General features: G+C 71.6%; 19 protein-coding genes. 16 read left to right on the top strand and 3 right to left on the bottom strand.

Annotation, left to right across the window (positions count from 1 at the left end; translation table 11 throughout):
• Positions 1 to 158: 158 nt before the first annotated feature.
• Both pknB and AC3RJ6_RS14250 read right to left on the bottom strand, forming a co-directional pair.
• Positions 159 to 2,081: a Stk1 family PASTA domain-containing Ser/Thr kinase gene (gene pknB / locus AC3RJ6_RS14255; protein ID WP_491427732.1), complete on the bottom strand. Its 1,923-nt coding sequence runs from the start codon at positions 2,079 to 2,081 to the stop codon at positions 159 to 161.
• Positions 2,082 to 2,186: 105 nt separating this feature from the next.
• A complete protein-coding gene (locus AC3RJ6_RS14250; protein ID WP_491427731.1) occupies positions 2,187 to 3,419 on the bottom strand; it encodes a LysM peptidoglycan-binding domain-containing protein in 1,233 nt (410 codons plus the stop codon).
• A 146-nt stretch (positions 3,420 to 3,565) separates the two neighbouring features.
• On the opposite strand from AC3RJ6_RS14250, the gene AC3RJ6_RS14245 reads away from it, so the two are divergent.
• Positions 3,566 to 3,904 (top strand): Rv2175c family DNA-binding protein, encoded by a 339-nt coding sequence (locus AC3RJ6_RS14245; RefSeq protein WP_491427730.1) that lies wholly within the window; start codon positions 3,566 to 3,568, stop codon positions 3,902 to 3,904.
• Between the two features lie 6 nt (positions 3,905 to 3,910).
• Here AC3RJ6_RS14245 and AC3RJ6_RS14240 read toward each other — a convergent pair whose 3' ends face one another.
• On the bottom strand, positions 3,911 to 5,023 hold the full coding sequence (locus AC3RJ6_RS14240; RefSeq protein WP_491427729.1) for a polyprenyl synthetase family protein: 1,113 nt from the start codon (positions 5,021 to 5,023) through the stop codon (positions 3,911 to 3,913).
• Between the two features lie 74 nt (positions 5,024 to 5,097).
• On the opposite strand from AC3RJ6_RS14240, the gene AC3RJ6_RS14235 reads away from it, so the two are divergent.
• The 15 genes from AC3RJ6_RS14235 (at position 5,098) to AC3RJ6_RS14165 (ending at position 22,635) form a co-directional block, all read left to right on the top strand.
• The gene (locus tag AC3RJ6_RS14235) at positions 5,098 to 5,481 is read left to right on the top strand and encodes an SCO2097 family morphological protein (RefSeq protein ID WP_491427728.1); all 384 of its coding nucleotides are present in this window, start codon (positions 5,098 to 5,100) and stop codon (positions 5,479 to 5,481) included.
• 298 nt (positions 5,482 to 5,779) lie between these two features.
• Complete coding sequence (gene mraZ, locus AC3RJ6_RS14230) at positions 5,780 to 6,211, top strand: division/cell wall cluster transcriptional repressor MraZ (RefSeq protein WP_491427727.1); 432 nt, start codon at positions 5,780 to 5,782, stop codon at positions 6,209 to 6,211.
• A 106-nt stretch (positions 6,212 to 6,317) separates the two neighbouring features.
• Positions 6,318 to 7,271 (top strand): 16S rRNA (cytosine(1402)-N(4))-methyltransferase RsmH, encoded by a 954-nt coding sequence (rsmH, locus tag AC3RJ6_RS14225; protein WP_491427726.1) that lies wholly within the window; start codon positions 6,318 to 6,320, stop codon positions 7,269 to 7,271.
• Positions 7,268 to 7,900 carry a cell division protein FtsL gene (ftsL, locus tag AC3RJ6_RS14220; protein ID WP_491427725.1) on the top strand — a complete coding sequence of 211 codons (633 nt, stop codon included), beginning with the start codon at positions 7,268 to 7,270 and terminating at the stop codon, positions 7,898 to 7,900. The genes rsmH and ftsL overlap by 4 nt, the downstream gene beginning before the upstream one ends.
• Before the next feature lie 46 nt (positions 7,901 to 7,946).
• The gene (locus AC3RJ6_RS14215) at positions 7,947 to 9,770 is read left to right on the top strand and encodes a peptidoglycan D,D-transpeptidase FtsI family protein (RefSeq protein ID WP_491427724.1); all 1,824 of its coding nucleotides are present in this window, start codon (positions 7,947 to 7,949) and stop codon (positions 9,768 to 9,770) included.
• A gap of 13 nt (positions 9,771 to 9,783) precedes the next feature.
• On the top strand, positions 9,784 to 11,331 hold the full coding sequence (locus tag AC3RJ6_RS14210) for a Mur ligase family protein (protein WP_491427723.1): 1,548 nt from the start codon (positions 9,784 to 9,786) through the stop codon (positions 11,329 to 11,331).
• On the top strand, positions 11,328 to 12,740 hold the full coding sequence (locus tag AC3RJ6_RS14205; protein WP_491427722.1) for a UDP-N-acetylmuramoyl-tripeptide--D-alanyl-D-alanine ligase: 1,413 nt from the start codon (positions 11,328 to 11,330) through the stop codon (positions 12,738 to 12,740). The genes AC3RJ6_RS14210 and AC3RJ6_RS14205 overlap by 4 nt, the downstream gene beginning before the upstream one ends.
• 217 nt (positions 12,741 to 12,957) lie before the next feature.
• Positions 12,958 to 14,052, top strand: coding sequence for a phospho-N-acetylmuramoyl-pentapeptide-transferase (mraY, locus tag AC3RJ6_RS14200; protein WP_491427721.1), 1,095 nt, complete (start codon positions 12,958 to 12,960; stop codon positions 14,050 to 14,052).
• Positions 14,037 to 15,593 (top strand): UDP-N-acetylmuramoyl-L-alanine--D-glutamate ligase, encoded by a 1,557-nt coding sequence (gene murD, locus AC3RJ6_RS14195; protein ID WP_491427720.1) that lies wholly within the window; start codon positions 14,037 to 14,039, stop codon positions 15,591 to 15,593. Before mraY ends, murD begins: the two co-directional genes overlap by 16 nt.
• Positions 15,553 to 16,821 (top strand): putative lipid II flippase FtsW, encoded by a 1,269-nt coding sequence (ftsW, locus tag AC3RJ6_RS14190; RefSeq protein WP_491427719.1) that lies wholly within the window; start codon positions 15,553 to 15,555, stop codon positions 16,819 to 16,821. The genes murD and ftsW overlap by 41 nt, the downstream gene beginning before the upstream one ends.
• On the top strand, positions 16,818 to 17,909 hold the full coding sequence (locus tag AC3RJ6_RS14185) for a UDP-N-acetylglucosamine--N-acetylmuramyl-(pentapeptide) pyrophosphoryl-undecaprenol N-acetylglucosamine transferase (RefSeq protein WP_491427718.1): 1,092 nt from the start codon (positions 16,818 to 16,820) through the stop codon (positions 17,907 to 17,909). The genes ftsW and AC3RJ6_RS14185 overlap by 4 nt, the downstream gene beginning before the upstream one ends.
• Before the next feature lie 96 nt (positions 17,910 to 18,005).
• Positions 18,006 to 19,406 (top strand): UDP-N-acetylmuramate--L-alanine ligase, encoded by a 1,401-nt coding sequence (murC, locus tag AC3RJ6_RS14180; protein WP_491427717.1) that lies wholly within the window; start codon positions 18,006 to 18,008, stop codon positions 19,404 to 19,406.
• A gap of 13 nt (positions 19,407 to 19,419) precedes the next feature.
• A complete protein-coding gene (locus AC3RJ6_RS14175) occupies positions 19,420 to 20,547 on the top strand; it encodes an FtsQ-type POTRA domain-containing protein (protein ID WP_491427716.1) in 1,128 nt (375 codons plus the stop codon).
• Positions 20,548 to 20,714: 167 nt separating this feature from the next.
• Positions 20,715 to 21,932 (top strand): cell division protein FtsZ, encoded by a 1,218-nt coding sequence (ftsZ, locus tag AC3RJ6_RS14170; protein ID WP_491427715.1) that lies wholly within the window; start codon positions 20,715 to 20,717, stop codon positions 21,930 to 21,932.
• Between the two features lie 31 nt (positions 21,933 to 21,963).
• On the top strand, positions 21,964 to 22,635 hold the full coding sequence (locus tag AC3RJ6_RS14165; protein ID WP_491427714.1) for a YggS family pyridoxal phosphate-dependent enzyme: 672 nt from the start codon (positions 21,964 to 21,966) through the stop codon (positions 22,633 to 22,635).
• Positions 22,636 to 22,662: the final 27 nt, after the last annotated feature.

Below are 22,662 nucleotides of genomic sequence, written 5' to 3'. Positions count from 1 at the left end.
CCGAACGGCGCACGTCCCGTCGGGGCGTGCGCCGTTCGCGTGAGTGGCGCGGCGAACCCCGTCCGGTCGGGGGCCATCTGCCGCCCGGGCCGTCGCACGCGCGCGTCCGGGCGACGAGGATGCCGCGGCATCCGAGCGCCGAGATCAGGGCAGTGGACTCAGAATCCCTGGAAGTTGACCGTCACGGTGGAGCCGCGCTTGGCGGTCTGGCCGGCTTCGGGCGTCACCTTGGAGACGACGAACGCGTCGGGTGCGATGTCGGCGAGCACGTTGTAGTCGAGGGCGAACTGCGCGTCGGTCAACAGCTGCTTCGCCTCGGTCCAGTTCTTTCCGACGACCTCGGGGATCGCCACGAGGTCGGGTCCCTTCGAGACGGTCAGCTCCACGACGGAGCCGGGTCGCATCGGATCGTCCATCCAGTCGGCGGTGATCACGATGCCCTTCGGCACGGTGTCGGAGAACACCGGATCCTTGACCTTCACCTCGAGCCGGGCGGCCTCGAGCTTCGCCTGCGCCTCGTCGGCCGGCGTGCCCTCGACCGGCGGCACGGCGCCGACCGACACGACCAGCGTCACCGCACCCCGCTCGGGGTAGGGGGACGCGAGCGGTTCGCCGTCGGCGTCGAGCGCCGCGATGACCGAGCCGGCGGCGACGTCGGCCGAGAACTGCTCGACCGGGGAGCCGACCGTGAACGCGGCGAGCAGGTCGTTCGCCTCGGACTCGGGCTTGCCCACGACATCGGGCACGTCGAGCATCTGCGGGCCTTCGGACACGTAGAGCGTGACGGTCGACCCGCGGCGGGCGCTCTCGCCCCCGGCGGGGTCGGTGCCCGCGACCTGCCCCTTCGGGATCTCGGGGTCGGTGCGCGTCGCCGGGTCGACGACGAAGCCGGCGTCCTCGAGCACGGTCGTGGCCTCGTCGGGGGTCATCTCGGCGGTCACCGTCGGGACGTTCGCGTACGCCCCGGGTCCGGCGCCGAAGTACCAGCCCGTTCCGCCTGCGAGCCCGGCGAGCAGGAGGACGAGGGCGAGGATCCAGTACCCGCGGCGCTTGCGGCGTGCCGCGCTCTCGGTGAGCGCCGCGGTGTCGTCGTCGGCGCCGTCGCCGGGGGGAGCGGGAACCGCGGTCGCGACCGCCGGCGCGCCGAGCACGCTCGTCTCGGCCGTCGGCGCACCCGCCGCGCCCACGCCCGCGGGCAGCACCATCGTCGCCTGCGTGGTGATCGGCAGGTGCGAGGCCCGCAGCTCGGGCTCGGCCTCGCGCAGGCGGTCGAGCAGTTCGCGCGCGTCACGGGGACGCTCTTCGGGATCGCGGCGCGTCGCCCACAGGACGAGCTCGTCGAGCGAGGCCGGCACCGCCGGGTTGCGCGTGCTCGGTGCGGGCACCTCGTCGTTGGCGTGCTGGTAGGCGATCTGCATCGGGGCCTCGCCGACGTACGGCTGCTCGCCCGTGAGCATCTCGTACATCATGATGCCGACCGCGTAGATGTCGCTGCGCGCGTCGGCCACTCCGCGGGTGACGAGCTCGGGGGAGAGGTACGCGATCGTGCCGAGCAGCGCCTGGCCGGTCGCCGTGTTCGCGCTGGCGGCGCGGGCGAGGCCGAAGTCGCCGAGCTTGATGCGGCCGTCGTCGGCGAGCAGCACGTTCTCGGGCTTGAGGTCTCGATGCACGATGCCGGCCTTGTGCGCGGCGGCGAGGCCGGACAGCACGGCGTCCATGATGTCGACCGTCTGCTCGGGCGTGAGCTTCTTGTAGTCCTTCAGCAGCTCCCGCAGCGTGATGCCCGGCAGGTACTCCATGACGAGGTACGCCATGTCGGCGTCCTGGCCCTGGTCGAAGACGTTGACGACGTTCGGGTGGGCGAGGCGGGCGGCCGACCGCGCCTCCTGCACGAAGCGCGTCTTGAAGGTGTTGTCGTCGGCGAGGTGGCCGTGCATGATCTTGATCGCGACCCGACGCTCGAGCCTGAGGTCGGTCGCGAGGTAGACGGTCGCCATGCCGCCGCGGGCGATTCGCGAGCGCACCTGGTAGCGACCGTCGATGAGACGGTCGATCATCGGGTCCGCGGGCGCTGTGCTCACCGTTCGAGTCTACGAAAGGGCATATGCCAGGACTCGAACAAACGCCGTCGACGCGCCGATCGCAATCCCATCGTGACCCTCGAGGTGGGGGCGCCGGGCCTTGGTTCAGCCCAGTTCGTCGACCCAGGCCCGTGCCTGCGACTCCCACTTGGCGTAGTGCGCCGGGTGCGCGCTGTGCTGCACGGCCTGTGCAGCTTCGGTGAGCGGCATCGATTCCCAACCGGGAATGTCGAGGAGCCCGGGCGCGCGGCCGACGTTCGGGCCGCCCGGGCCGCCGTAGAAGGCGGCGGCGGCGCGACGGGGGTCGAGCACCTGCTCGGCCGTGCCCCAGCCCTGGCTCGGCCGCTGCTGGAAGAGGCCCTGCGAGTCGCGATCACCGTGCCGGACGTTCTTGAGGCCCGACTCCTGCGCGGCCGCGGCGAGGGCGATGACGATCGCACGATCGGGAACGCCGAGCTCGCGGCCGACGTCGACGATCAGCTGGGCGTTCGCACGCATCTCGTCGGTGAGTACGACGCTCACCGAGGCGACGGCGGCGACCGCGACCGGCTTGGGGATGACGAGGCGCTGCCCGATGCGGATCGTCGCGCGCTCGTCGAGCCGGTTCGCGGCGATGAGCGCGTCGAGGTCGACCTTCGCCCGTGCAGCGATGTCCCAGGCCGTGTCGCCCGCGACCACGACGTGCACCGCGCCGGGTGCCGGGGCATCGGTCGGCTGGGGCTCCGGCTCCGGCGTCGGCTCCGGCGTCGCGTCAGGGGCCGCGGCGGCACCCGGGGGGAGCACGACCTGCTCGCCGGGGAAGATGAGCGACTGCCGCCCCAGCCCGTTGACGCGGAGCAGTTCGTCGAGTCCGACCCCGTAGCGGGCGGCGATGCCGCTCATGGTGTCGCCGGCTGCGACGGTGTGCTTCGCGATGGCGTCGCGCGGAGCCGGTGCGGCGGCGACCGGTGCGCGACCGCCCGGAAGCGCGAGCCGCTGGCCCGGGAAGATGAGGCTCGACCAGCCGAGGCCGTTGCTGGCGAGCACCTCGGCGGTCGAGAGGCCGTACCGTTCGGCGATGCCGCTCACGGTGTCGCCCGGGGCGACCACGACCTCGCGGGGCACCTCGCCCGTTGCGACCGTCGACGCGTGCGCGGCGCCCGAAGCGGGCGCCTTCGCCTTGGGCGAGCGCTTGACCGGTTGCGGGGCGGCCTCCGCCGGCTGGACGATGCCGAGGGTCACCGCGATCGTGCTCGCGACGGCGAGCGGCACGGCGAGGATGCCGCGGATGCCTCGCGGCCGGCCCCGATCCACCGGCCGGTCGTCGCGCCCGGCGGCGTCGTCGACGTCGTACGCCATTGGTTCCCCCTTCGCCGGCAGGGTGCACCGGCTCCCGCCACGGTCGCACAGGGGCCGGGGCGAGTCAACGACCGGCGCCGCGCGTCCGACGAGTCGGATTCGGGGCCCGCTTCCGCGTTCGCCACGGGTCGTGGCAGGCTTGACCCGTGACCGATGCCGCCGACACCACCTGGCTGACCGTTCCCGAACTCGTCGAGCTCCTCGGACAGAGCCCGTCGCGGATCAGGCGCCTCATCGACGACCGCTACCTGCTCGCCGCCCGCCGCGACGGCGTGCTGAAGGTGCCGTCGGTGTTCCTGCGCGACGACGCACCGCTGCCCGAGATCCACGGCACCGCCGTGCTGCTCTCCGACGTCGGCTTCAGCGACGCCGAGGCGCTCGATTGGCTGCTCGCCGAGGAGGACAGCCTCGGCACGACGCCGATCGACGCGCTGCGGGCCGGCCGCAAGGCCGAGGTGCGCCGAGTCGCACAGGCACTGCTCTGAGCCGGGTCAGCTCGTCCGCCGGGTGACGGTGCGCACGAGCGCGCCCAGTTCGGCGCGTGCCGCCCCGCTGAGCGGCGCCGCCTCGAGGACCTCGACGGCCCGCGCCGCACGATCGGCGATCATGGACTCGACCTCGTCGACCGCGCCGCACTCGGCGATGGTTCGCTGCAGCATGCTGATCTGGTCGGCGGTGAGGCCGGGGTCGCCGAGGAGTTCGTCGAGCAGCCGACGCTGCCCGGCCGCGAGCCGTTCGCGTGCGATCGCGATGAGCATGGTGCGCTTGCCCTCACGGAGGTCGTCGCCGCTCGGCTTGCCGGTGACCTCGGGGTCGCCGTAGACGCCGAGCAGGTCGTCGCGCAACTGGTAGGCGATGCCGAGCGGCAGCCCGAACTCGCGCAGCGCCGCGAGCTGGGACGCGTCGGCGCCCGCGATCGCGCCGCCGATGACGAGTGGCGCCTCGATGCTGTACTTCGCCGACTTGTACACGATGATGCGCTCGGCCCGCAGCCGCTGTTCGTCCTCGGGCTGCACGACCCAGGCCCGCTCCTCGAGGATGTCGAGGTATTGACCGGCCGTGACCTCCGTGCGCATGCGCATGAACTCGGTACGCGCGGCGCGGGCGGCGGCCCGATCGCCGAGCGAGTCGAGACCCTCGTCGAGCAGTTCGTCGCTCCAGCCGAGCAGGAGGTCGCCGAGCAGGATCGCGGCGTCGACGCCGAAGTCGGCGCCGCCGCCCGCCCAGCCCGACTCGGCGTGCAGCGCCTCGAACAGGCGGTGGGCCGACGGTGCGCCGCGTCGCGTGTCCGACTTGTCGATGAGGTCGTCGTGCACGAGCGCCGCCGCGTGGAACAGCTCGAGCGCGGCGGCCGCCGAGACGACCGGGCGGAGGTCGGCGTCGTCACCCGCCTCGAAGGGGTCGAACCCCCGACCGTGCACCGCCTCCCATCCCCAGTAGCAGAACAGCGCGCGGAAGCGCTTGCCACCGCTGAGAAAGCGCCGTGAGAAGAGGTCGAGCGGGTCGAGGTCGGGACTGATGGAACGGAGAATTGAGGTACGTTCGGCGAGGAAGTCCTCGATACGTTCGTGAACCAGATCGACCAGTCGGGAACTGTGAGCCACCCGCCTAGCCTACCGAGGCGACGCGGGGCTAGAATGGACTCGGATGCGTCGATCCCGAGCCTGAGGGGAAAGAGATGCCGCTTTCAGAGCAGGAGCAACGTCTTCTCGAGGAGATGGAGCGGAACCTCTACCGCAACGATGCCGACTTCGTGCAAGCCGTCGGCGGCGTACGAGGCCGTCGGCCGAACTACCGGGCGATCGTGCTCGGCGTGCTGCTCGCCGTGGCCGGTGTCGGCGCGCTCATCGGCGGCGTCGCGTCGCAGATCCTGATCATCGGGGTGCTCGGCTTCGTCCTCATGTTCGCGGGCGTCCTCGTCGCGTTCACCCCCGGCAAGCGGGGTGCCGCGGCCCCCGCACCCGACGAGGCCCCGTCGAGCGGCTCGAAGCCGCGCTCGGGTGCCGGGTTCATGGATCGCATGAACGACCGATGGGACCGCCGCCAGGAGGGCCGCGACTAGTCCCTCCACTTCCGACCACCTGAACGGGCCGATCAACTGATCGGCCCGTTTTTCGTGTCTACGCGGTGCCGATCCCGGCCGATCCGACGCCGCGCGACGCGTTCGGAGCCGCGACGCGCCCATTCACCCACGGGGACACGGGATTTCCTCCACTCCGCTCCACTGCAGTACTTCCGCAGGATTCCGGGGATCTTCGATGCGCGAGTGTGCGAAATCGAGCGATTGTCGTTGATCGGTGGATGGAGGTGGAGTAAAGTGGGGTCACCTGGATCCTGGCCGGAGGAAAGGGGGTGGCGCAATGTTCCTCGGGACCTACGAGCCGAAGCTCGATGAGAAGGGGCGCGTCATTCTTCCGGCGAAGTTCCGGGAGGAACTGTCGAACGGGCTCGTGCTCACGCGCGGGCAGGAGCGCTGCATCTACGTGTTCAGCGCTCGCGAGTTCGAGAGCATGAGCGACAAGATCCGCCAAGCCCCCGTGACGAGCAAGCAGGCACGCGACTACATGCGCGTCTTCCTCTCGGGAGCCTCCGCGGAGACCCCCGACAAGCAGAATCGGGTCACCATCCCCGCCAATCTCCGCGGCTACGCGGGGCTCGACCGGGACCTCGCGGTCATCGGTGCCGGCAGCAGGGTGGAGATCTGGGACCAGGCGGCGTGGCAGAGCTACCTCGCCGAGCAGGAGGCGGCCTTCGCGGAGACGGCGGAGGAGGTGATCCCCGGACTCTTCTGAATCCCCGGGTCCCGACTCCCAGCCGGCCGGCCCTGGTGCACTTCCCCGCATCAGGACGAACGGATGGGGATCAGGGCCCGAGGCCCCAGGAAGCAGAGGCGGAATCATGGACATCGAACGCATCCACACCCCGGTCATGCTCGAGCGCACGCTCGAGCTGCTGGCACCGGCCCTCGAGGCCGACGACGCGGTCATGGTCGACGCCACGCTCGGCATGGGCGGGCACACCGCGGCCTTCCTCGAGCGGTTCCCGAAGCTCACCGTGATCGGACTCGACCGCGACACCGACGCCCTCGGCATCGCTCGCGAGCGGCTCGCGAAGTACGGCGACCGCGCGCGATTCGTGCACACGGTCTACGACGGCATCGCGCGCGCGGTTCGCTCGGAGGGCTTCTCCGAGGTGCAGGGCGTGCTGTTCGACCTCGGCGTCTCGTCGCTGCAGCTCGACCGCGCCGAGCGGGGGTTCGCCTATGCGAAGGACGCCCCGCTCGACATGCGCATGGACTCGACGAAGGGCCGGACCGCGGCCGACGTCATCGCCGAGTCGAGCGAGGACGAACTCCGCCGCATCTTCCTGGACTACGGCGAGGAGAAGCTCGCGGCACGCTACGCGCGGGCGATCGTCCGGGCACGCGCCGAGGCGCCGATCACCCGTTCGGCAGAACTCGTCGCCGTGCTGCAGGATGCCACGCCCGCAGCGGTCCAGCGGCAGGGGCATCCCGCCAAGCGCGTGTTCCAGGCGCTGCGCATCGAGGTGAACGAGGAGCTCTCGGTGCTCGAGCGTGCGATGCCCGCGGCGCTCGACTCGATCGCCGTCGGCGGTCGGATCGTCGTGCTCTCGTACCAGTCGCTCGAGGACCGCATCGTGAAGCGCGTGCTGCAGGCGGCGTCGAGCTCGACTGCACCGGCCGGACTGCCGATGGAGCTGCCCGAGCACCGCCCGCAGTTCAAGCTCCTCGTGCGAGGCGCGGAACTCGCCTCAGAGACCGAGCAGGCGGAGAACCCGCGTGCCAAGCCGGTGCGACTGCGCGCCGCCGAACGAGTGAGGAGGCCGTCATGAGTGCCCTGCCGGCCCGTCCGCTGACCATCGAGCAGGCGACGGCGCCCGAGCGCCGCATCGAGCGGGGGCGCTGGCTGCGGCCGGTGCCCGAGCCCGGGCGCCGCGCGAAGCCGACCCTCGTCTACGCGATCATCGCGATCGCGGGCGTCGCCGCGATCGTCGTCGCGCAGTTGCTCCTGTCGATCGCGATCACGCAGGGCGCCTACGACATCGACGCGGCCCAGATGCAGCAGACCAGGCTCGACCGGCAGGAGCAGCAACTTCGCGAGGACCTCGACCGCGTGGAGTCGCCGCAGTACCTCGCCGCCAACGCCGAGGCCCTCGGCATGGTGCCGAACACGAACCCGGTGTTCCTGCAGCTCTCCGACGGCAAGGTCAGCGGCGACCCGGTTCCGGCCGGCGCCGGCGCCGAGGCATCCGTGCCGCTCGTGCCGAATGCGCTGATCAACGGCGTGCCGCTCGTCACCGAGGAGCCGGCGGGGGAGACTCCCAAGCAGAAGTCCACGGGCGCGGAGGGATCCGGAGCGGGCGGACGCGCCGACGCCGCGGGAGCGGCGGCGGGGCAGGCGCCCGAGAAGGCCGCCGTGCCGCCGGTGACCGACGGCCTCCCGACGCCGGCCACCCACTGACCGGCACCCGCCGGACCGAGCACCAGAAGGACCGAGGAACCACCGGATGAAGCGGACGAGCCGTCACCCGATGCGGAGGATCATCGTCTCGGCCGTACTGCTCGTGGTACTGGTCGGGGTCTTCGTCGTGAAGCTCGTCGACATCCAGGTCGTGCGGGCCTCGGCGCTCAACGCGCAGTCGGAGGACGCACGGTCGACCCCCGTCAAGGTGTGGGGAGCCCGGGGCGACATCGTCGACGCGAACGGCAAGGTGCTCGCCGACAGCGTCATGCGGTACGACATCGTCGTGTCCCCGAAGCAGGCGAAGCTCGCGGTCGCCGAGCGAAAGGCCGCGAAGGCGGGCGACTCGCAGCAGGACGTCGAGCTCACCACCGAGGAGCTCGTCGCGGGCCTCCAGCCCGCTGCCGCCGAGCTCGCGCCCGTGATCGGCCTCACGCCCGACCAGGTGATCGGGGTGATCACGTCGAAGCTCGCCGAGGACCCCGACTCCGACTACGCGTTCGTCGCGAAGCAGGTCGACACCGAGGCGTACGACGCGGTGAAGGCGCTCGAGATCGCGTGGGTGTACGCGGAGGAGCATCCGAGCCGCACCTATCCGAACGGCGCGGTCGCCGGGAACCTGCTCGGGTTCGTGCAGGCCGACGACGGAACCCCGCTCGCGGGTCTCGAGCTCGCGCAGGACCAGTGCCTCGCGGGCACCGACGGCGAACTGAGCTACCTGCACAGTGCGGCCGACTGGGTGCCGATCCCCGGCACCGAGGTCGTGCACAAGCAGGCGAAGGACGGCGGCACCCTGCAGCTCACGATCGACTCCGACCTGCAGTTCTTCGTGCAGCGCGTGCTCGAGGAGCAGCGGCGGGCGACCGGTGCGGACTGGGCGACCGCGACGGTCATGGAGGCGAAGACCGGCCGCCTGCTCGCCGTCGCCGACGTGCCGACGGTCGACCCGAACAACCCGGGCGCGACGGGTGCCGACGACCGCGGGTCGCGCTCGTTCACGGCGCCGTTCGAGCCGGGCTCGACGTTCAAGGCGATCACGGCCGCCTCGGTGCTCGACGCGGGCAAGGCGACCCCGCTCGACCAGATCGTCGCGCCCTACCGCTACCTGCCCCCGAACGGCGCGAACATCAACGACAGCGCCTTCCACGAGGATGAGCGGCTGACGCTCACGGGCGTGCTCATCGAGTCGTCGAACACGGGCATGTCGAAGTTCGGCGAGCGACTCACCGACCGCGAGCGCTACGAGGACATGCAGAAGTTCCACCTCGGCGAGCAGACCGAGGTCGGCTTCCCCGAGGAGGCGCCGGGCGACCTGCACGGCGATCCCGACGAGTGGGACAACCAGACGAAGTACGCCACGATGTTCGGCCAGGGCCTCACGACGACGGCCGTGCAGATCGCGAGTGCGTACCAGACCATCGCGAACGGCGGCGTGCGCATGCCCGTGACGCTCGTCGACGGCTGCACGACGGCCGCCGGTGAGGAGACGGCGGCGCCGACGACGGGGGAGCGGGTCATCTCCGAGAAGGCCGCCGACGAGACCTCGCAGATGCTCGAGCGCGTGTACGCCGAGGGCTGGCTCGCGGACACGTGGAACATCCCCGGCTACCGGGTCGCCGCGAAGACCGGAACCGCCCAGGTCGCAGACGGCAGCGGCGGCTATCAGACGGGGTACCTGGTGTCGGTGTCCGGCTTCGCCCCGGCCGACGATCCCGAGTTCGTGGTTTCGGTCAGCATCAAGAACCCCGTTAAGATGAACTCGTCCGCCGCATCCGCGCCCGTCTTCCAGAAGGTGATGAGCCAGGTGCTGAAGAAGTATCGGACCGTTCCATCCGGCGCTCCGGCGCCCGATCTGCCAGCCACCTGGTGAGAAAGTTGGGTTCGTGACCGGATCGCCTCCAACGGCCCTCCGGCCGCAGCACCCGAGCCCTCGATCGCTCCGCGGCCTCGCGGAGGAGTTCGGGTTCGACGTGCGCGGCGAGCTCGGCGACCTCGAGGTCACGGGCGTCGGCCTCGCCTCGGGAGCCGTGCGCCCCGGTGACCTCTACGTCGGCGTGCCGGGTCGCAACGCGCACGGTGCGCAGTTCGCCGCCGCCGCCCGCGACGCGGGCGCCGTCGCCGTGCTCACCGACGAGGCGGGTGCCTCGCTCGCGATCGACGCCGGGCTTCCCGTGCTCGTGACGCCCGACGCCCGCGCGGCGCTCGGTGCCGTCGCAGCCTGGATCCACCGCACCGACGAGAACCCGGCCACGACGTTCGCGGTGACGGGCACGAACGGCAAGACGAGCGTCGTCTACCTCCTCTACGGCATCCTGCGCCAGCTCGGCGTCGTCGCCGGGCTCACGTCGACCGCCGAACGTCGCATCGGCGACGAAGCGGTGACGAGCTCCCTCACGACCCCCGAGGCGAGCGAGCTGCACGCCCTCCTCGCCCGCATGCGCGAGGTCGACGTGCGCGCGATCGCGATCGAGGTCTCCGCCCAGGCGCTCAGCCGGCACCGCGTCGACGGACTCGTCTTCGACGTGGCGGGCTTCACGAACCTCAGCCACGACCACCTCGACGACTACGCCGACCTCGACGAGTACTTCGAGGCGAAGCGCGACCTCTTCCAGCCCGACCGCGCGCGGCGGGGCGTCGTCACCGTCGACTCCGAGTGGGGTGAGCGTCTCGTCGCCGAGTCGCGGATCCCCGTCACGACGCTCACCACGAGCGCCGACCGCGCCGCCGACTGGCGCGTCACCGTGCTCGACGAGCAGGCGGCGTACACGGCGTTCGCGCTGGAGGCACCCGACGGCCGCCGCATTGAGACCCGGGTGCCGCTCCTCGGCTGGTACATGGCGGCGAACGCCGCGCTCGCGATCGTCATGCTGACCGAGGCCGGCTACGACCTCGACCGCATCGCCGCAGTGCTCGAACGCGACGGCGGCATCGACGCCTACATCCCCGGGCGCGCCGAACGCATCTCGGGCGATCGCGGGCCGGTCGTCTACATCGACTACGGGCACAGCCCCGACGCCTTCCTGCAGACGCTCGGTGCGATCCGTCGCATCACGCCGGGGCGGGTCATCATGCTGTTCGGGGCCGACGGCGACCGCGACACGACCAAGCGGGCCGAGATGGGGGCGATCGCGGCGCGCGAGTCCGATGTCGTCGTCGTCACCGACTTCCACCCGCGCAACGAGGACCCGGCAGCGATCCGGGCCGCGCTCATCGCGGGGGCGTTGAACGCGGTGCCCGATCGCGAGATCCACGAGATCGCCGATCCGCGCTCCGCGTTCCGCGCTGCGCTCGCACTGGCTCAGGAGGGCGACGCGATCCTGTACGCGGGGCCCGGCCACGAGGACTACCACGAGGTGAAAGGCGTGAAGATCCCCTACTCAGCACGCGACGATTCCAAGCAGGCGCTCCGCGACGCGGGATGGCTGTCGTGATCGCCCTGACACTCGCCGAGGTCGCTGCGGCGACCGACGGCGAGCTGCGGCTCGACGGCACCGAGGCGACGGCCGAGACCGTCGTCTCGGGCGCCGTCACGACCGACTCCCGCGAGCTCGGCGCGGGTGACGTCTTCGTCGCCAAGCGCGGCGAGTTCGACGACGGGCACCGGTTCGCGCCGGCTGCCGTCGAGCAGGGCGCAGCGCTCCTCGTGGTCGAGCATGCGCTCGACCTGTCGGTGCCGCAGGTCGTCGTCGCCGACTCGGTCGAGGCACTCGGCGCGCTCGCCACCGAGGTGGTGCGCCGGGTCCGCGCGCTGGGTCGGCTCCGCATCGTCGGCGTGACCGGATCGAACGGCAAGACGACGACGAAGAACCTGCTCCGAGCGGTCCTCGAGCGGGTCGGCCCGACCGTCGCGGCGCGGGCCTCGTACAACAACGAGGTCGGCGCGCCCATGACGATGCTCGAGCTCACCGAGCAGACCGAGTTCCTGGTCGCCGAGATGGGGGCCTCGGGTGTGGGGGAGATCGCCCGCCTCGTGAAGATGGCCCGCCCCGACGTCGGGATCGTGCTGAAGGTCGGCCTCGCGCACGCCGGAGAGTTCGGCGGCATCGAGCAGACCGTGCGCGCGAAGTCCGAGATGGTCACCGATCTTCTCGAGACCGATGTCGCGGTGCTCAACGCCGACGACCCCCGCGTCGTGCCCATGGCCGGGCTGACCCCCGCCCGCGTCGTCTGGTTCGGCCTCGGCGACGACGCCGACGTTCGCGCCACCGACCTGCACGTCCACGCCCGCGGCACCGACTTCACGGTCACCGTGCCCGGCGGCGAATCGGCGCGCGTGCGCTTCGGCGTGCTCGGCGAGCACCACGTGATGAACGCGCTGGCCGCGGTCGCGGCATCCCTGCAGCTCGGGGTCGGCCTCGCCGACATCGTGACGGCGCTCGAGGGCGTCACCCTCGCCGAGCGCTGGCGCATGCAGGTCATGGGCGGGCGCGACGGCGTCACGGTCATCAACGACGCCTACAACGCGAGCCCCGACTCGATGGCGGCCGCGCTCAAGACCCTCGCCCAGGTGAAGACCCCCGAGACGCGCACCATCGCCGTTCTCGGCGAGATGAGCGAGCTCGGCGAGTTCTCGGGCGAGGAGCACGACCGCATCGGCCTGCTGGCCGTGCGCCTCGGCATCTCGCAGCTCGTCGTCGTCGGGCAGGGCGCGCGTCGCCTGCACATCTCGGCGATCAACGAGGGATCCTGGGACGGCGAGTCGGCGTACGTCGAGGACGCCGACGAGGCGTTCGAACTCGTCACCGCGAGCGTGCGGCCCGGCGACACGGTTCTGGTGAAATCGTCGAACTCGGCGGGTCTCCGCCTGCTCGGCGACCGATTGGGAGAATGGTTCGCGTGAGCGCAGGAACTCGGCGGGGCGGTCCCGTCGCGCGGCCTGCTCGGCGACCGATTGGGAGAATGGTTCGCGTGAGCGCAGGAACTCGGCGGGGCGGTCCCGTCGCGCGGCCTGCTCGGCGACCGATTGGGAGAATGGTTCGCGTGAGCGCAGTTCATCACGACAGCACTGACGGCCGGGCGTCCGGCCCGCTCGGCGACCGGCTCGGAGGTCGGTCCGCATGAGAGCCCTGCTCACCGCCGGAGCGCTGTCGCTCGCGTTCACCCTCTTCCTGACGCCGTTGTTCATCCGGCTGTTCGTCCGGCTCGGCTGGGGGCAGTTCATCCGCGACGACGGGCCGCAGAGCCACCACGTCAAGCGCGGCACGCCCACCATGGGCGGCATCATCTTCATCCTCGGCACGCTCTTCGGCTACTTCACGGCGACGCTCGTGCAGGGCGAAGGCGCGACCACCTCCGGTCTGCTCGTGCTGCTCATGATGGTGGGACTCGGCGTCGTCGGCTTCGTCGACGACTTCCTGAAGACCCGCAAGAAGCAGTCGCTCGGCCTCGGCGGCTGGGCGAAGGTCGCGGGCCAGATGATCGTGGCCGTCCTGTTCGCACTGCTCGCACTGCAGTTCCCGAACCAGCAGGGCGTGACCCCGGCCTCGACGAACATCTCGTTCATCCGCGACCTGCCGCTCGACTTCATGGTGTTCGGCACGATCGCGGGCGTCGTGCTCTACGTCATCTGGATCTGCCTCCTCTCCGCGGCCGCCTCGAACGGCGTCAACGTGACCGACGGCCTCGACGGCCTGGCCGGCGGCGCCTCGATCCTCGCGATCGGGTCGTTCGTCGTCATCGGGTTCTGGCAGTTCAACCAGTCGTGCGCGAACCCGAACATCAACCCGAGCGACATGTACCGCTGCTACGAGGTGCGCGACCCGCTCGACCTCGCGATCGTCGCGACGGCGATCGTCGGCGGGCTCATCGGCTTCCTCTGGTGGAACACGAACCCCGCGAAGATCTACATGGGCGACACCGGGTCGCTCGCGCTCGGTGGCGCGCTCGCGGCGCTCGCGATCCTCAGCCGCACCGAGCTCCTGCTCCTCCTCATCGGCGGCCTGTTCGTGATCGAGGCCGGTTCGGTCATCGTGCAGCGCGCCTACTTCAAGCTCACGCGAGGCAAGCGCATCTTCCTGATGAGCCCGATCCACCACCACTTCGAGCTGAAGGGGTGGGCCGAGGTCACGATCGTCGTGCGGTTCTGGATCATCGGCGGCCTCCTCGTCGCCGCGGGCGTCGGCGCGTTCTACTTCGAATGGCTGCAGAGCTGATGGCGGATGCCGCCGGCACGGCCGCAGAGCGCCTCGCGACGCTGACGAGCTGGAACGCGGACTGGCGGGGCCTCCGGGTCGCCGTGCTCGGCGTCGGGGTGACCGGCTTCGCCGTCGCCGACACGCTCACCGAGCTGGGCGCCGAGGTGCTCGTGCTCGCGCCGGCCGTCGATGACGACCGCGCCCGCATCCTCGAGGTCATCGGCGCGCGGCTCGTGCGGCACCCGCTCGACGACGTGCCCGACGACCTCGTCGCGTTCGCACCCGAGGTCGTCGTCACCTCGCCGGGTTTCCACCCCGACCACCCGGTGCTCGAATGGGCCGGCCGTGAGGGCGTCGCGATCTGGGGCGACATCGAACTCGCCTGGCGGGTGCGCGACAAGGTGAACACGGCCGAGTGGATCCTCGTGACCGGCACGAACGGCAAGACGACGACCGTGCAGATGACCGCGACGTTCCTCGCCGCGAACGGGCTCCGGGCGGCACCGTGCGGCAACATCGGGGTGCCCGTGCTCGATGCAGTGCGCGATCCCGGCGGGTTCGACGTGCTCGTCGTGGAGCTGTCGAGTTACCAGCTGCACACGCTGCCGACGACGGGTCCGGGCGCGGTGCACCCGTGGGCGAGCGTCGTGCTCAACCTCGCCGACGACCACCTCGACTGGCACGGCTCGTTCGAGGCCTATCGCGCCGCGAAGGCGAAGGTCTACGAGAACACGAAGGTCGCGTGCGTCTACAACCGTGCCGACGAGGCGACCCGGCGCATGGTCGAGGACGCCGAGGTGGAGGAGGGCGCACGCGCCATCGGCTTCGGCCTCGACGTCCCGGGCCCGAGCGACTTCGGCGTCGTCGACGGCATCCTCTGCGATCGTGCGTTCCTCGATGATCGCCGTACTGCCGCACTCGAGATCACGACCCTCGCCGAGCTCGAGCCGCGCGGGCTCGCCGCGCCCCACGTCGTCGCGAACATCCTCGCCGCATCGGCGCTCGCCCGTTCGTTCGGGGTGCCGGTCGGAGTCGTGCACGACGCGCTCGGCGAGTTCCGTCTCGACGCGCACCGCATCGAGACGGTCGCCGTCGCGGGCGGCATCCGCTGGATCGACGACTCGAAGGCCACGAACCCGCACGCCGCCGAAGCCTCCCTGAAGGCGTTCGGTCGGGTCGTGTGGATCGTCGGAGGCCTCCTCAAGGGCGTCGACGCCGATTCGCTCGTGGCGGCTCACGTCGGCCGGCTCCGCGCCGCGATCGTGATCGGCCGCGACCGCGCCCAGCTCGTCGAGGCGTTCCGGCGACACGCGCCCGAGCTGCCCCTCTTCGAGGTCGCCGCCGACGACACTGAACAGGTGATGCCCGACGCGGTCGCGCTGGCTGCGGCGGTCGCCGAGGACGGCGACACCGTGCTGCTCGCGCCCGCGGCGGCGTCGATGGACCAGTTCGCCGACTACGGCGATCGCGGCCGGCGGTTCCACGAAGCGGTCAGAGCGATGCTGGGAGGTGAGGCGGATGGCGACTCCGCCCCGCACGAACCGCCCGCCGAAGCCTGAGCCGGCGGCGCAGGGCATCTCCGCCGCGAGGATCCGCCTCGGACGCGTGTTCCGCGCCGAATCCGCGGACTACTTCCTGCTGCTCGGCACGACGCTCTTCCTGGTCGTGCTGGGGCTCGTCATGGTGCTCTCGTCGTCGCTCGTCGAATCGCTCATCGAAGACGGCGGCCTCGTCGACCAGGCGGTGCGGCAGGGGGTGTTCGCGGTCATCGGCATCCCGGCGATGCTCATCGCGAGCCGACTGCCCGAGCGCTTCTGGATGCGCGTGGCCTGGCCGGCGCTCATCATCACGTGCATTCCGCAGCTGCTCGTCGTCGCGACGCCCATGGGCATCACGGTCGGCGGCAACACGAACTGGCTCGCGATCGGCCCGGTGCAGTTCCAGCCGTCGGAGTTCATCAAGGTCGCGCTCGTCATCTGGCTCGGCCTCATGGTCACGAAGAAGCAGGACAAGCTCGACGACTTCACGCACGGGATCCTGCCGATCCTGCTCGTCGGCGGGGGAGCGATCGGGCTGGTGCTGCTCGGCGGCGACCTCGGCACCGTCATGATCATGGGTGCGATGCTGCTCGGCGCGCTCTTCCTCATCGGCGTCAAGCTCCGGCTCCTGCTGCCGCCGATCATCATCGCCGTCGTCGGCTTCGTGATCGTGGCCTTCTCGAGCGAGAGCCGCATGCGGCGCATCACCTCGTTCCTCGACGCGAACTGCGCGGCCGGCGGCACCGGCGACGCGATCAACGACTGCTGGCAGATCCAGCACGGCACGTTCGCCCTCGCGAACGGCGGGATCTTCGGCATCGGGCTCGGCAACTCGGTGGCGAAGTGGTCGTGGCTGCCGGCGGCCGACAACGACTTCATCTTCGCGATCATCGGCGAGGAGCTCGGGCTCATCGGCGCGGTCGTCGTGATCGGGCTCTTCGTGCTGCTCGCGGTCGCGTTCGCCCGGGTGCTGCGCGGTGCGGGCACGCCCTTCGGGCGCGCGGCCACCGCGGCGGTCATGGTGTGGGTGATCGGGCAGGCCTGTGTCAATATCGGTGTCGTGCTCGGAGTATTCCCCGTCCTCGGTGTCCCGCTGCCGCTCGTGTCGGCCGGTGGCACCGCCCTGCTCACCACCCTCGTCGCGATCGGCGTCGTGCTGTCGGTCGCGCGCACGCCCGAGGCATCCTCGCGCCTGGCCGCCCGCTCGGCGGCCCGCAAGGCCCGAGCGGCGGAGCGGGCCGCGCGATGACGGTCTACCTGCTCGCCGGCGGCGGAACGGCCGGCCATGTGAACCCCCTGCTCGCCGTCGCCGACCGGCTGCGCGAGCGCGACCCCGAGGCCGAGGTGCTCGTGCTCGGCACCGCCGAGGGCCTCGAGGCACGACTCGTGCCCGCCCGCGGTTACGAGCTGCTGACGATCGCGAAGGTGCCGTTCCCGCGGCGGCCGAATCGCGCGGCGGCCGCGTTCCCCGCTCGATTCCGCCGTTCCATCTCGGATGTCACCGGCATCATCGCCGCCCGCGGCGTCGACGTCGTCGTCGGATTCGGCGGCTACGTGTCGACCCCGGCCTACGTCGCCGCACGGCGGGCCGGCGTGCCCGTCGCGGTGCACGAGGCGAACGCGAAGCCCGGACTCGCGAACCGGCTCGGCGCCCGCCGCGCCCAAGCCGTCGGCGTGGCGTTCGAGGGCACACCGCTGCCGGGGGCCGAGGTCGTCGGCATGCCCCTCCGCCGCGAGATCGAGACCCTCGATCGCGCCGCGCTGCGCGCCGAGGCGGCGGAGTTCTTCGGCCTCGATCCCGCCCGGCCCGTCCTGCTCGCGACCGGCGGCTCGCTCGGGGCGCGTCGCATCAACCGCACCATGGTCGACAGCGCCGAGGCGATCACGGCCGCGGGCTGGCAGGTGCTGCACATCACGGGGGCGAACTCCGAGGTCGACGATCCCGGCGTCGCCGGCTACCGCATGGTCGGGTACGCCGACCGCATGGACCTCGCTCTCGCCCTCGCCGATCTCGCGGTCTCGCGGGCGGGTGCGGCGACCGTGAGCGAGCTGTCGGCGCTCGGCATCCCGGCCGTGTACGTGCCGTACCCCGTCGGCAACGGCGAACAGCGGTTCAACGCTGCGGGCGTGGTCGGCGCGGGCGGCGGCATCCTCGTCGACGACGCCCGGTTCGTCCCCGAGTGGGTGGCCGCGGAACTCGTGCCGCTGCTCGCCGACCGCGAGCGCGTCGCCGCGATGGCGGCGGCCGCCGCGACGGCGGGCGTCGCCGACGGCACCGACCGCATGGTCGCCCTCGTCGATCACGCCCTCGGCGGGGGAGCCGCGCGCCGCGGCTGAGACGCGTAACGTGGAAGGCAGCGGATCCATCCCGGTCGCGCCCGACGGCGCGCCGCATCCGACCACCCCGACCGCATTGAGGAAGAGCGCCCGAACGTGACCATCAAGCCCGATCTCTCGATCCAGATCCCCGCCGAGCTCGGCGCCGTGCACTTCGTCGGCATCGGGGGGTCGGGAATGAGCGGCATCGCGCGCCTGTTCATCGGCGCCGGGCACCGAGTCACCGGGTCCGACGTCCGCGACTCGGCGAACATCGCCGCGCTGCGCGAACTGGGTGCCGAGATCGCCATCGGTCACGACGCCGCCAACCTCGGCGATGCCGATGCCGTCGTCGTGACCGGCGCGCTGTGGCAGGACAACCCCGAGTACCAGCTGGCGCTCGAGCGCGGACTGCCCGTGCTGCACCGCTCCCAGGCCCTCGCCTGGCTGATCTCTGGACGGCGCCTCGTCTCGGTCGCCGGCGCGCACGGCAAGACCACGTCGACCGGCATGATCGTCACCGGCCTGCTCGCGCTCGGCGCCGACCCGAGCTTCGTCAACGGCGGCGTGATCGACGGCCTCGGCGTCTCGTCGGCCGCCGGCGCCGACGAGCTCTTCGTCGTCGAGGCCGACGAGTCCGACGGCTCCTTCCTGCTCTACGACACCGCGGTCGCGCTCATCACGAACGTCGACCCCGACCACCTCGACCACTACGGCTCGCGCGAGGCCTTCGAGCAGGCGTTCGTCGACTTCGCCGACCGCGCATCCGAACTCGTCGTCATCTCCTCCGACGACGCCGGCGCGAAGCGCGTGCACGAGCGGCTGGCGCACGGCGACGTCGTCACGTTCGGCGAGGCGTCGGACGCCTCGGTGCGCGTGCACTCGATCGAGACCGACGGTCCCGTGTCGTTCGTCATCGCGTACGACGGCACCGATTACCCCGCGACGCTGCGCATCCCCGGCAAGCACAACGCGATCAACGCCGCCGGCGCGTTCGCGGTGCTCGTCGGCCTCGGCTTCGAGCCGGCCGCGGCGCTCGAGGGCGTCTCGCGCTTCACGGGCACGGGGCGCCGGTTCGAGCTGCACGGCACCGTGGGCGGCGTGAGCGTCTACGACGACTACGCGCACCACCCGACCGAGGTCGCCGCTGCGCTGGCCGCGGCGCGCACGGTCGTGGGCGACGGCCGCATCATCGCCGTGCACCAGCCGCACACCTACAGCCGCACGCAGGCGTTCGCGAAGGAGTTCGCCGAGGTGCTCGAGCAGTACGCCGACGAGACCGTCGTGCTCGACGTGTACGGCGCCCGTGAAGACCCGGTGCCGGGGGTGACCGGCGCGCTCGTGAGCGAGCGATTCGCCGACCCCGAGAAGGTCGCCTTCATCGCCGACTGGCAGGAGGCCGCCGACCACACGGCGAAGATCGCCCACGAGGGCGACTTCGTCATCACCCTCGGCTGCGGCGACGTGTACCGCATCGTGCCGCAGCTGCTCGGCTCGCTCGAGCGGGAGCGCGGGTGACGGCGGGCCGCGCGTGAAGCGGCCGCAGGGTTTCGACGGGCGCGCCCCGCGGCGCCCTCGGCCGGTGACGGGCGCGGCGTCGGCCGAGGCGAACCCGAGTCCGACTCCCGCCGAGCCGCGCACGACCGGAGCGCCCGGCGCGGAGGCGGAGCCGTCGCTCCGCTACCGCGGCGCCGCCTCGGCCGACCGGGTCTCGACCGAGCCCATCGTCGTCGTCGAGCCGGCCGTCCGCACTCCCGTCGGCGACCCCCACGCCGACCGGCCCGGTCGTACGTCCGACGGTCCGTCAGCCGCCGGATCGCCCGCTCGCGGCGCCGACCCGGCCGCCGACGGCGGCCCGGCCGACGGGGCGTCGTCCACGGGAGGCCCGGCCGACGCGAAGTCGGCAAGGCGCGCCCTCGCCGCGGCCGAGCGCGAGCGCCGCCGGTACGAGAAGCAGGAGGTGCGGCGCTTCACGAAGCGGTCGCGTCGGCGCCGCCTCGCCTGGTGGGTCGCCGGGGGAGCGGTCGCGCTCGTGACCGTCGGCATCGTCGCGGGTGCGTACTCGCCGCTCATGGCGCTTCGCGAGGTTCGGGTCGAGGGCGCCTCGCGCATCCCCGCCGACTCGATCGCCGCCGCCTTCGACGGCGAGCTCGGCACGCCGCTGCCCCTCATCACGAGGGACGAGGTCCACGCGGCGCTCGAGGGCTTCCGCCTCATCGAGACGTACTCGGTCGAGACGATCCCGCCCGGCACCCTCGTGGTGCGCATCGTCGAGCGCACGCCGGTCGGCGTCATCGAGGGCAGCCGCGGGCTCGAGCTCGTCGACGGGGCCGGAGTGGTCATCGATCGTCCCGAGGCGCGACCCGACGGCCAGCCGCTCATCGAGGTCGACGGCGGCGTCGGTTCCGACGGGTTCAAGGCGGTCGCCGCCGTCGTGCGCAGCCTTCCCGCGGAGGTCCGTGCGCAGCTCGTCGGCGCCACGGCCGAGACGGCCGACGACGTGCGGCTCGAGCTCGCGGGCGGCGTACCCGTCGTCTGGGGCGGTGCGAACGACTCGCGGCTGAAGGCCGACGTGCTCGCCAAGCTCATGGTGGTGGCCCCGCCCGACACCGTCCCGGGCTATGACGTCTCGTCACCGGAAGCGCCGGTCACGGGCTGACCGCGGGGTCGGATCGTCATCTCGACGGCCGGATCGCGACACGCCGGGCCCGCCTTGCGCGGCGCAACCGGCTCGCGACCTACCGTCATGACAGGAATTGCATACTCAGCAAAACTTTAACCTTCGACTAGAGGTTCAGGGTTCAGAGTTCGCACGGAAGGCCGGACATGTCGACAAACCAGAACTACCTCGCCGTCATCAAGGTCGTCGGAATCGGCGGCGGCGGTGTCAACGCCGTCAACCGCATGATCGAACTCGGCCTCCGCGGAGTCGAATTCATCGCGATCAACACCGACGCGCAGGCGCTGCTCATGAGCGACGCCGACGTCAAGCTCGACGTCGGCCGCGACCTGACCCGCGGTCTCGGCGCAGGTGCCGACCCCGAGGTCGGCCGCCGCGCCGCCGAGGATCACGCCGAGGAGATCGAGGAGGCGCTCGCGGGTGCCGACATGGTCTTCGTGACCGCCGGCGAGGGCGGCGGCACCGGCACCGGCGGTGCTCCGGTCGTCGCGCGCATCGCGAAGTCGATCGGCGCGCTCACGATCGGTGTCGTCACGAAGCCCTTCGGCTTCGAGGGCAAGCGTCGCCAGACGCAGGCCGAGCAGGGCGTCGCGCGCCTGAAGGAAGAGGTCGACACCCTCATCGTCGTGCCGAACGATCGGCTGCTCGAGATCAGCGACCGCGGCATCTCGATGCTCGAGGCGTTCGCGACCGCCGATCAGGTCCTCCTCGCCGGTGTCCAGGGCATCACCGACCTCATCACGACGCCCGGCCTCATCAACCTCGACTTCGCCGACGTCAAGTCGGTCATGCAGGGCGCGGGCTCCGCACTCATGGGCATCGGCTCCTCGAGGGGAGCCGACCGGGCGATCAAGGCTGCGGAGCTGGCGGTCGCGAGCCCGCTGCTCGAGGCGTCGATCGACGGTGCGCACGGCGTGCTGCTCTCGATCCAGGGCGGCTCGAACCTCGGCATCTTCGAGATCAACGACGCCGCGAGGCTCGTGCAGGAGGCCGTGCACCCCGAGGCGAACATCATCTTCGGTGCGGTCATCGACGACACCCTGGGCGACGAGGTGCGCGTGACCGTCATCGCCGCGGGCTTCGACGGCGGCGAGCCGAACGCGAAGCCCGTCGAGGCGCGGCGCTCGAACTTCGTCCCCGCCGCGGCCGCTGCGGTCGGGGTCCCGGTCGCGGTGGGCGCGCCGGCGATCGGCGACTCCCTGAGCGAGGAGGCCGCCGACGTGATCTCGGAGATCGACATCGACGAGCTCGTCGAGACCGCCAACTGGGGCGAGGCGACGACCTCGACCGCCGACCAGATCGTGACCGACCCGGCGTTCGACGACGGCGACGACGACCTCGACATCCCCGACTTCCTCAAGTGAGCGGCTGCGACACGAGCCGGAGGCGAGGCGCATGAGCGGCCTCGCCTTCCGGCTCGCCGCCGTGCAGTCGGCGATCGCGGATGCCGCGGCCGACGCCGGCCGCGAGGCATCCGAGATCACGACCATCGTGGTGACCAAGTTCCAGCCCGCGTCCCTCGTGGCGGACCTCGCCGCCCTCGGCGTGCGCGACGTGGGGGAGAACCGCCACCAGGAGGCGCAGGCGAAGGCGGCCGAGCTCGCCGGCCTCGGGCTGCGCTGGCACTTCATCGGCCAGCTCCAGAGCAAGAAGGCGCGGCAGGTGCGTGCGTACGCGTCGGCGATCCACTCGATCGACCGCCCGGCGCTCGTCGACGTGCTTCGCTCAGAGGAGACGTCGGTCGACTGCTTCGTACAGGTGAACCTCACCGACGATCCCGGTCGCGGCGGCGTCGCGCCGGCGGAGCTCGAGGCGCTCGTCGAGCACGTGCTCGAGGCGCCCGGCCTCGACCTGCGCGGGCTCATGGCCGTCGCCCCGCTCGACGAGCCCGCACGACCGGCGTTCGCCCGCGTGCGGGAGCTCTCCGAGCGGGTGACGCGTCTCGCACCCGCCGCGACCGCGCTGTCCATGGGGATGAGCCACGACTTCCGCGACGCGATCTTGGAGGGTGCGACACACCTGCGGATCGGCACGGCAATCACCGGGAACCGGCCGGCCGCCGGTTAGCCTCGAAGAGACGGAATACAGACGGAG

This window comes from Agromyces cucurbitae (assembly GCF_058349945.1).
Note: the sequence above shows the minus strand (reverse complement) of the source record. Positions and strands in the feature narration are given on the sequence as shown.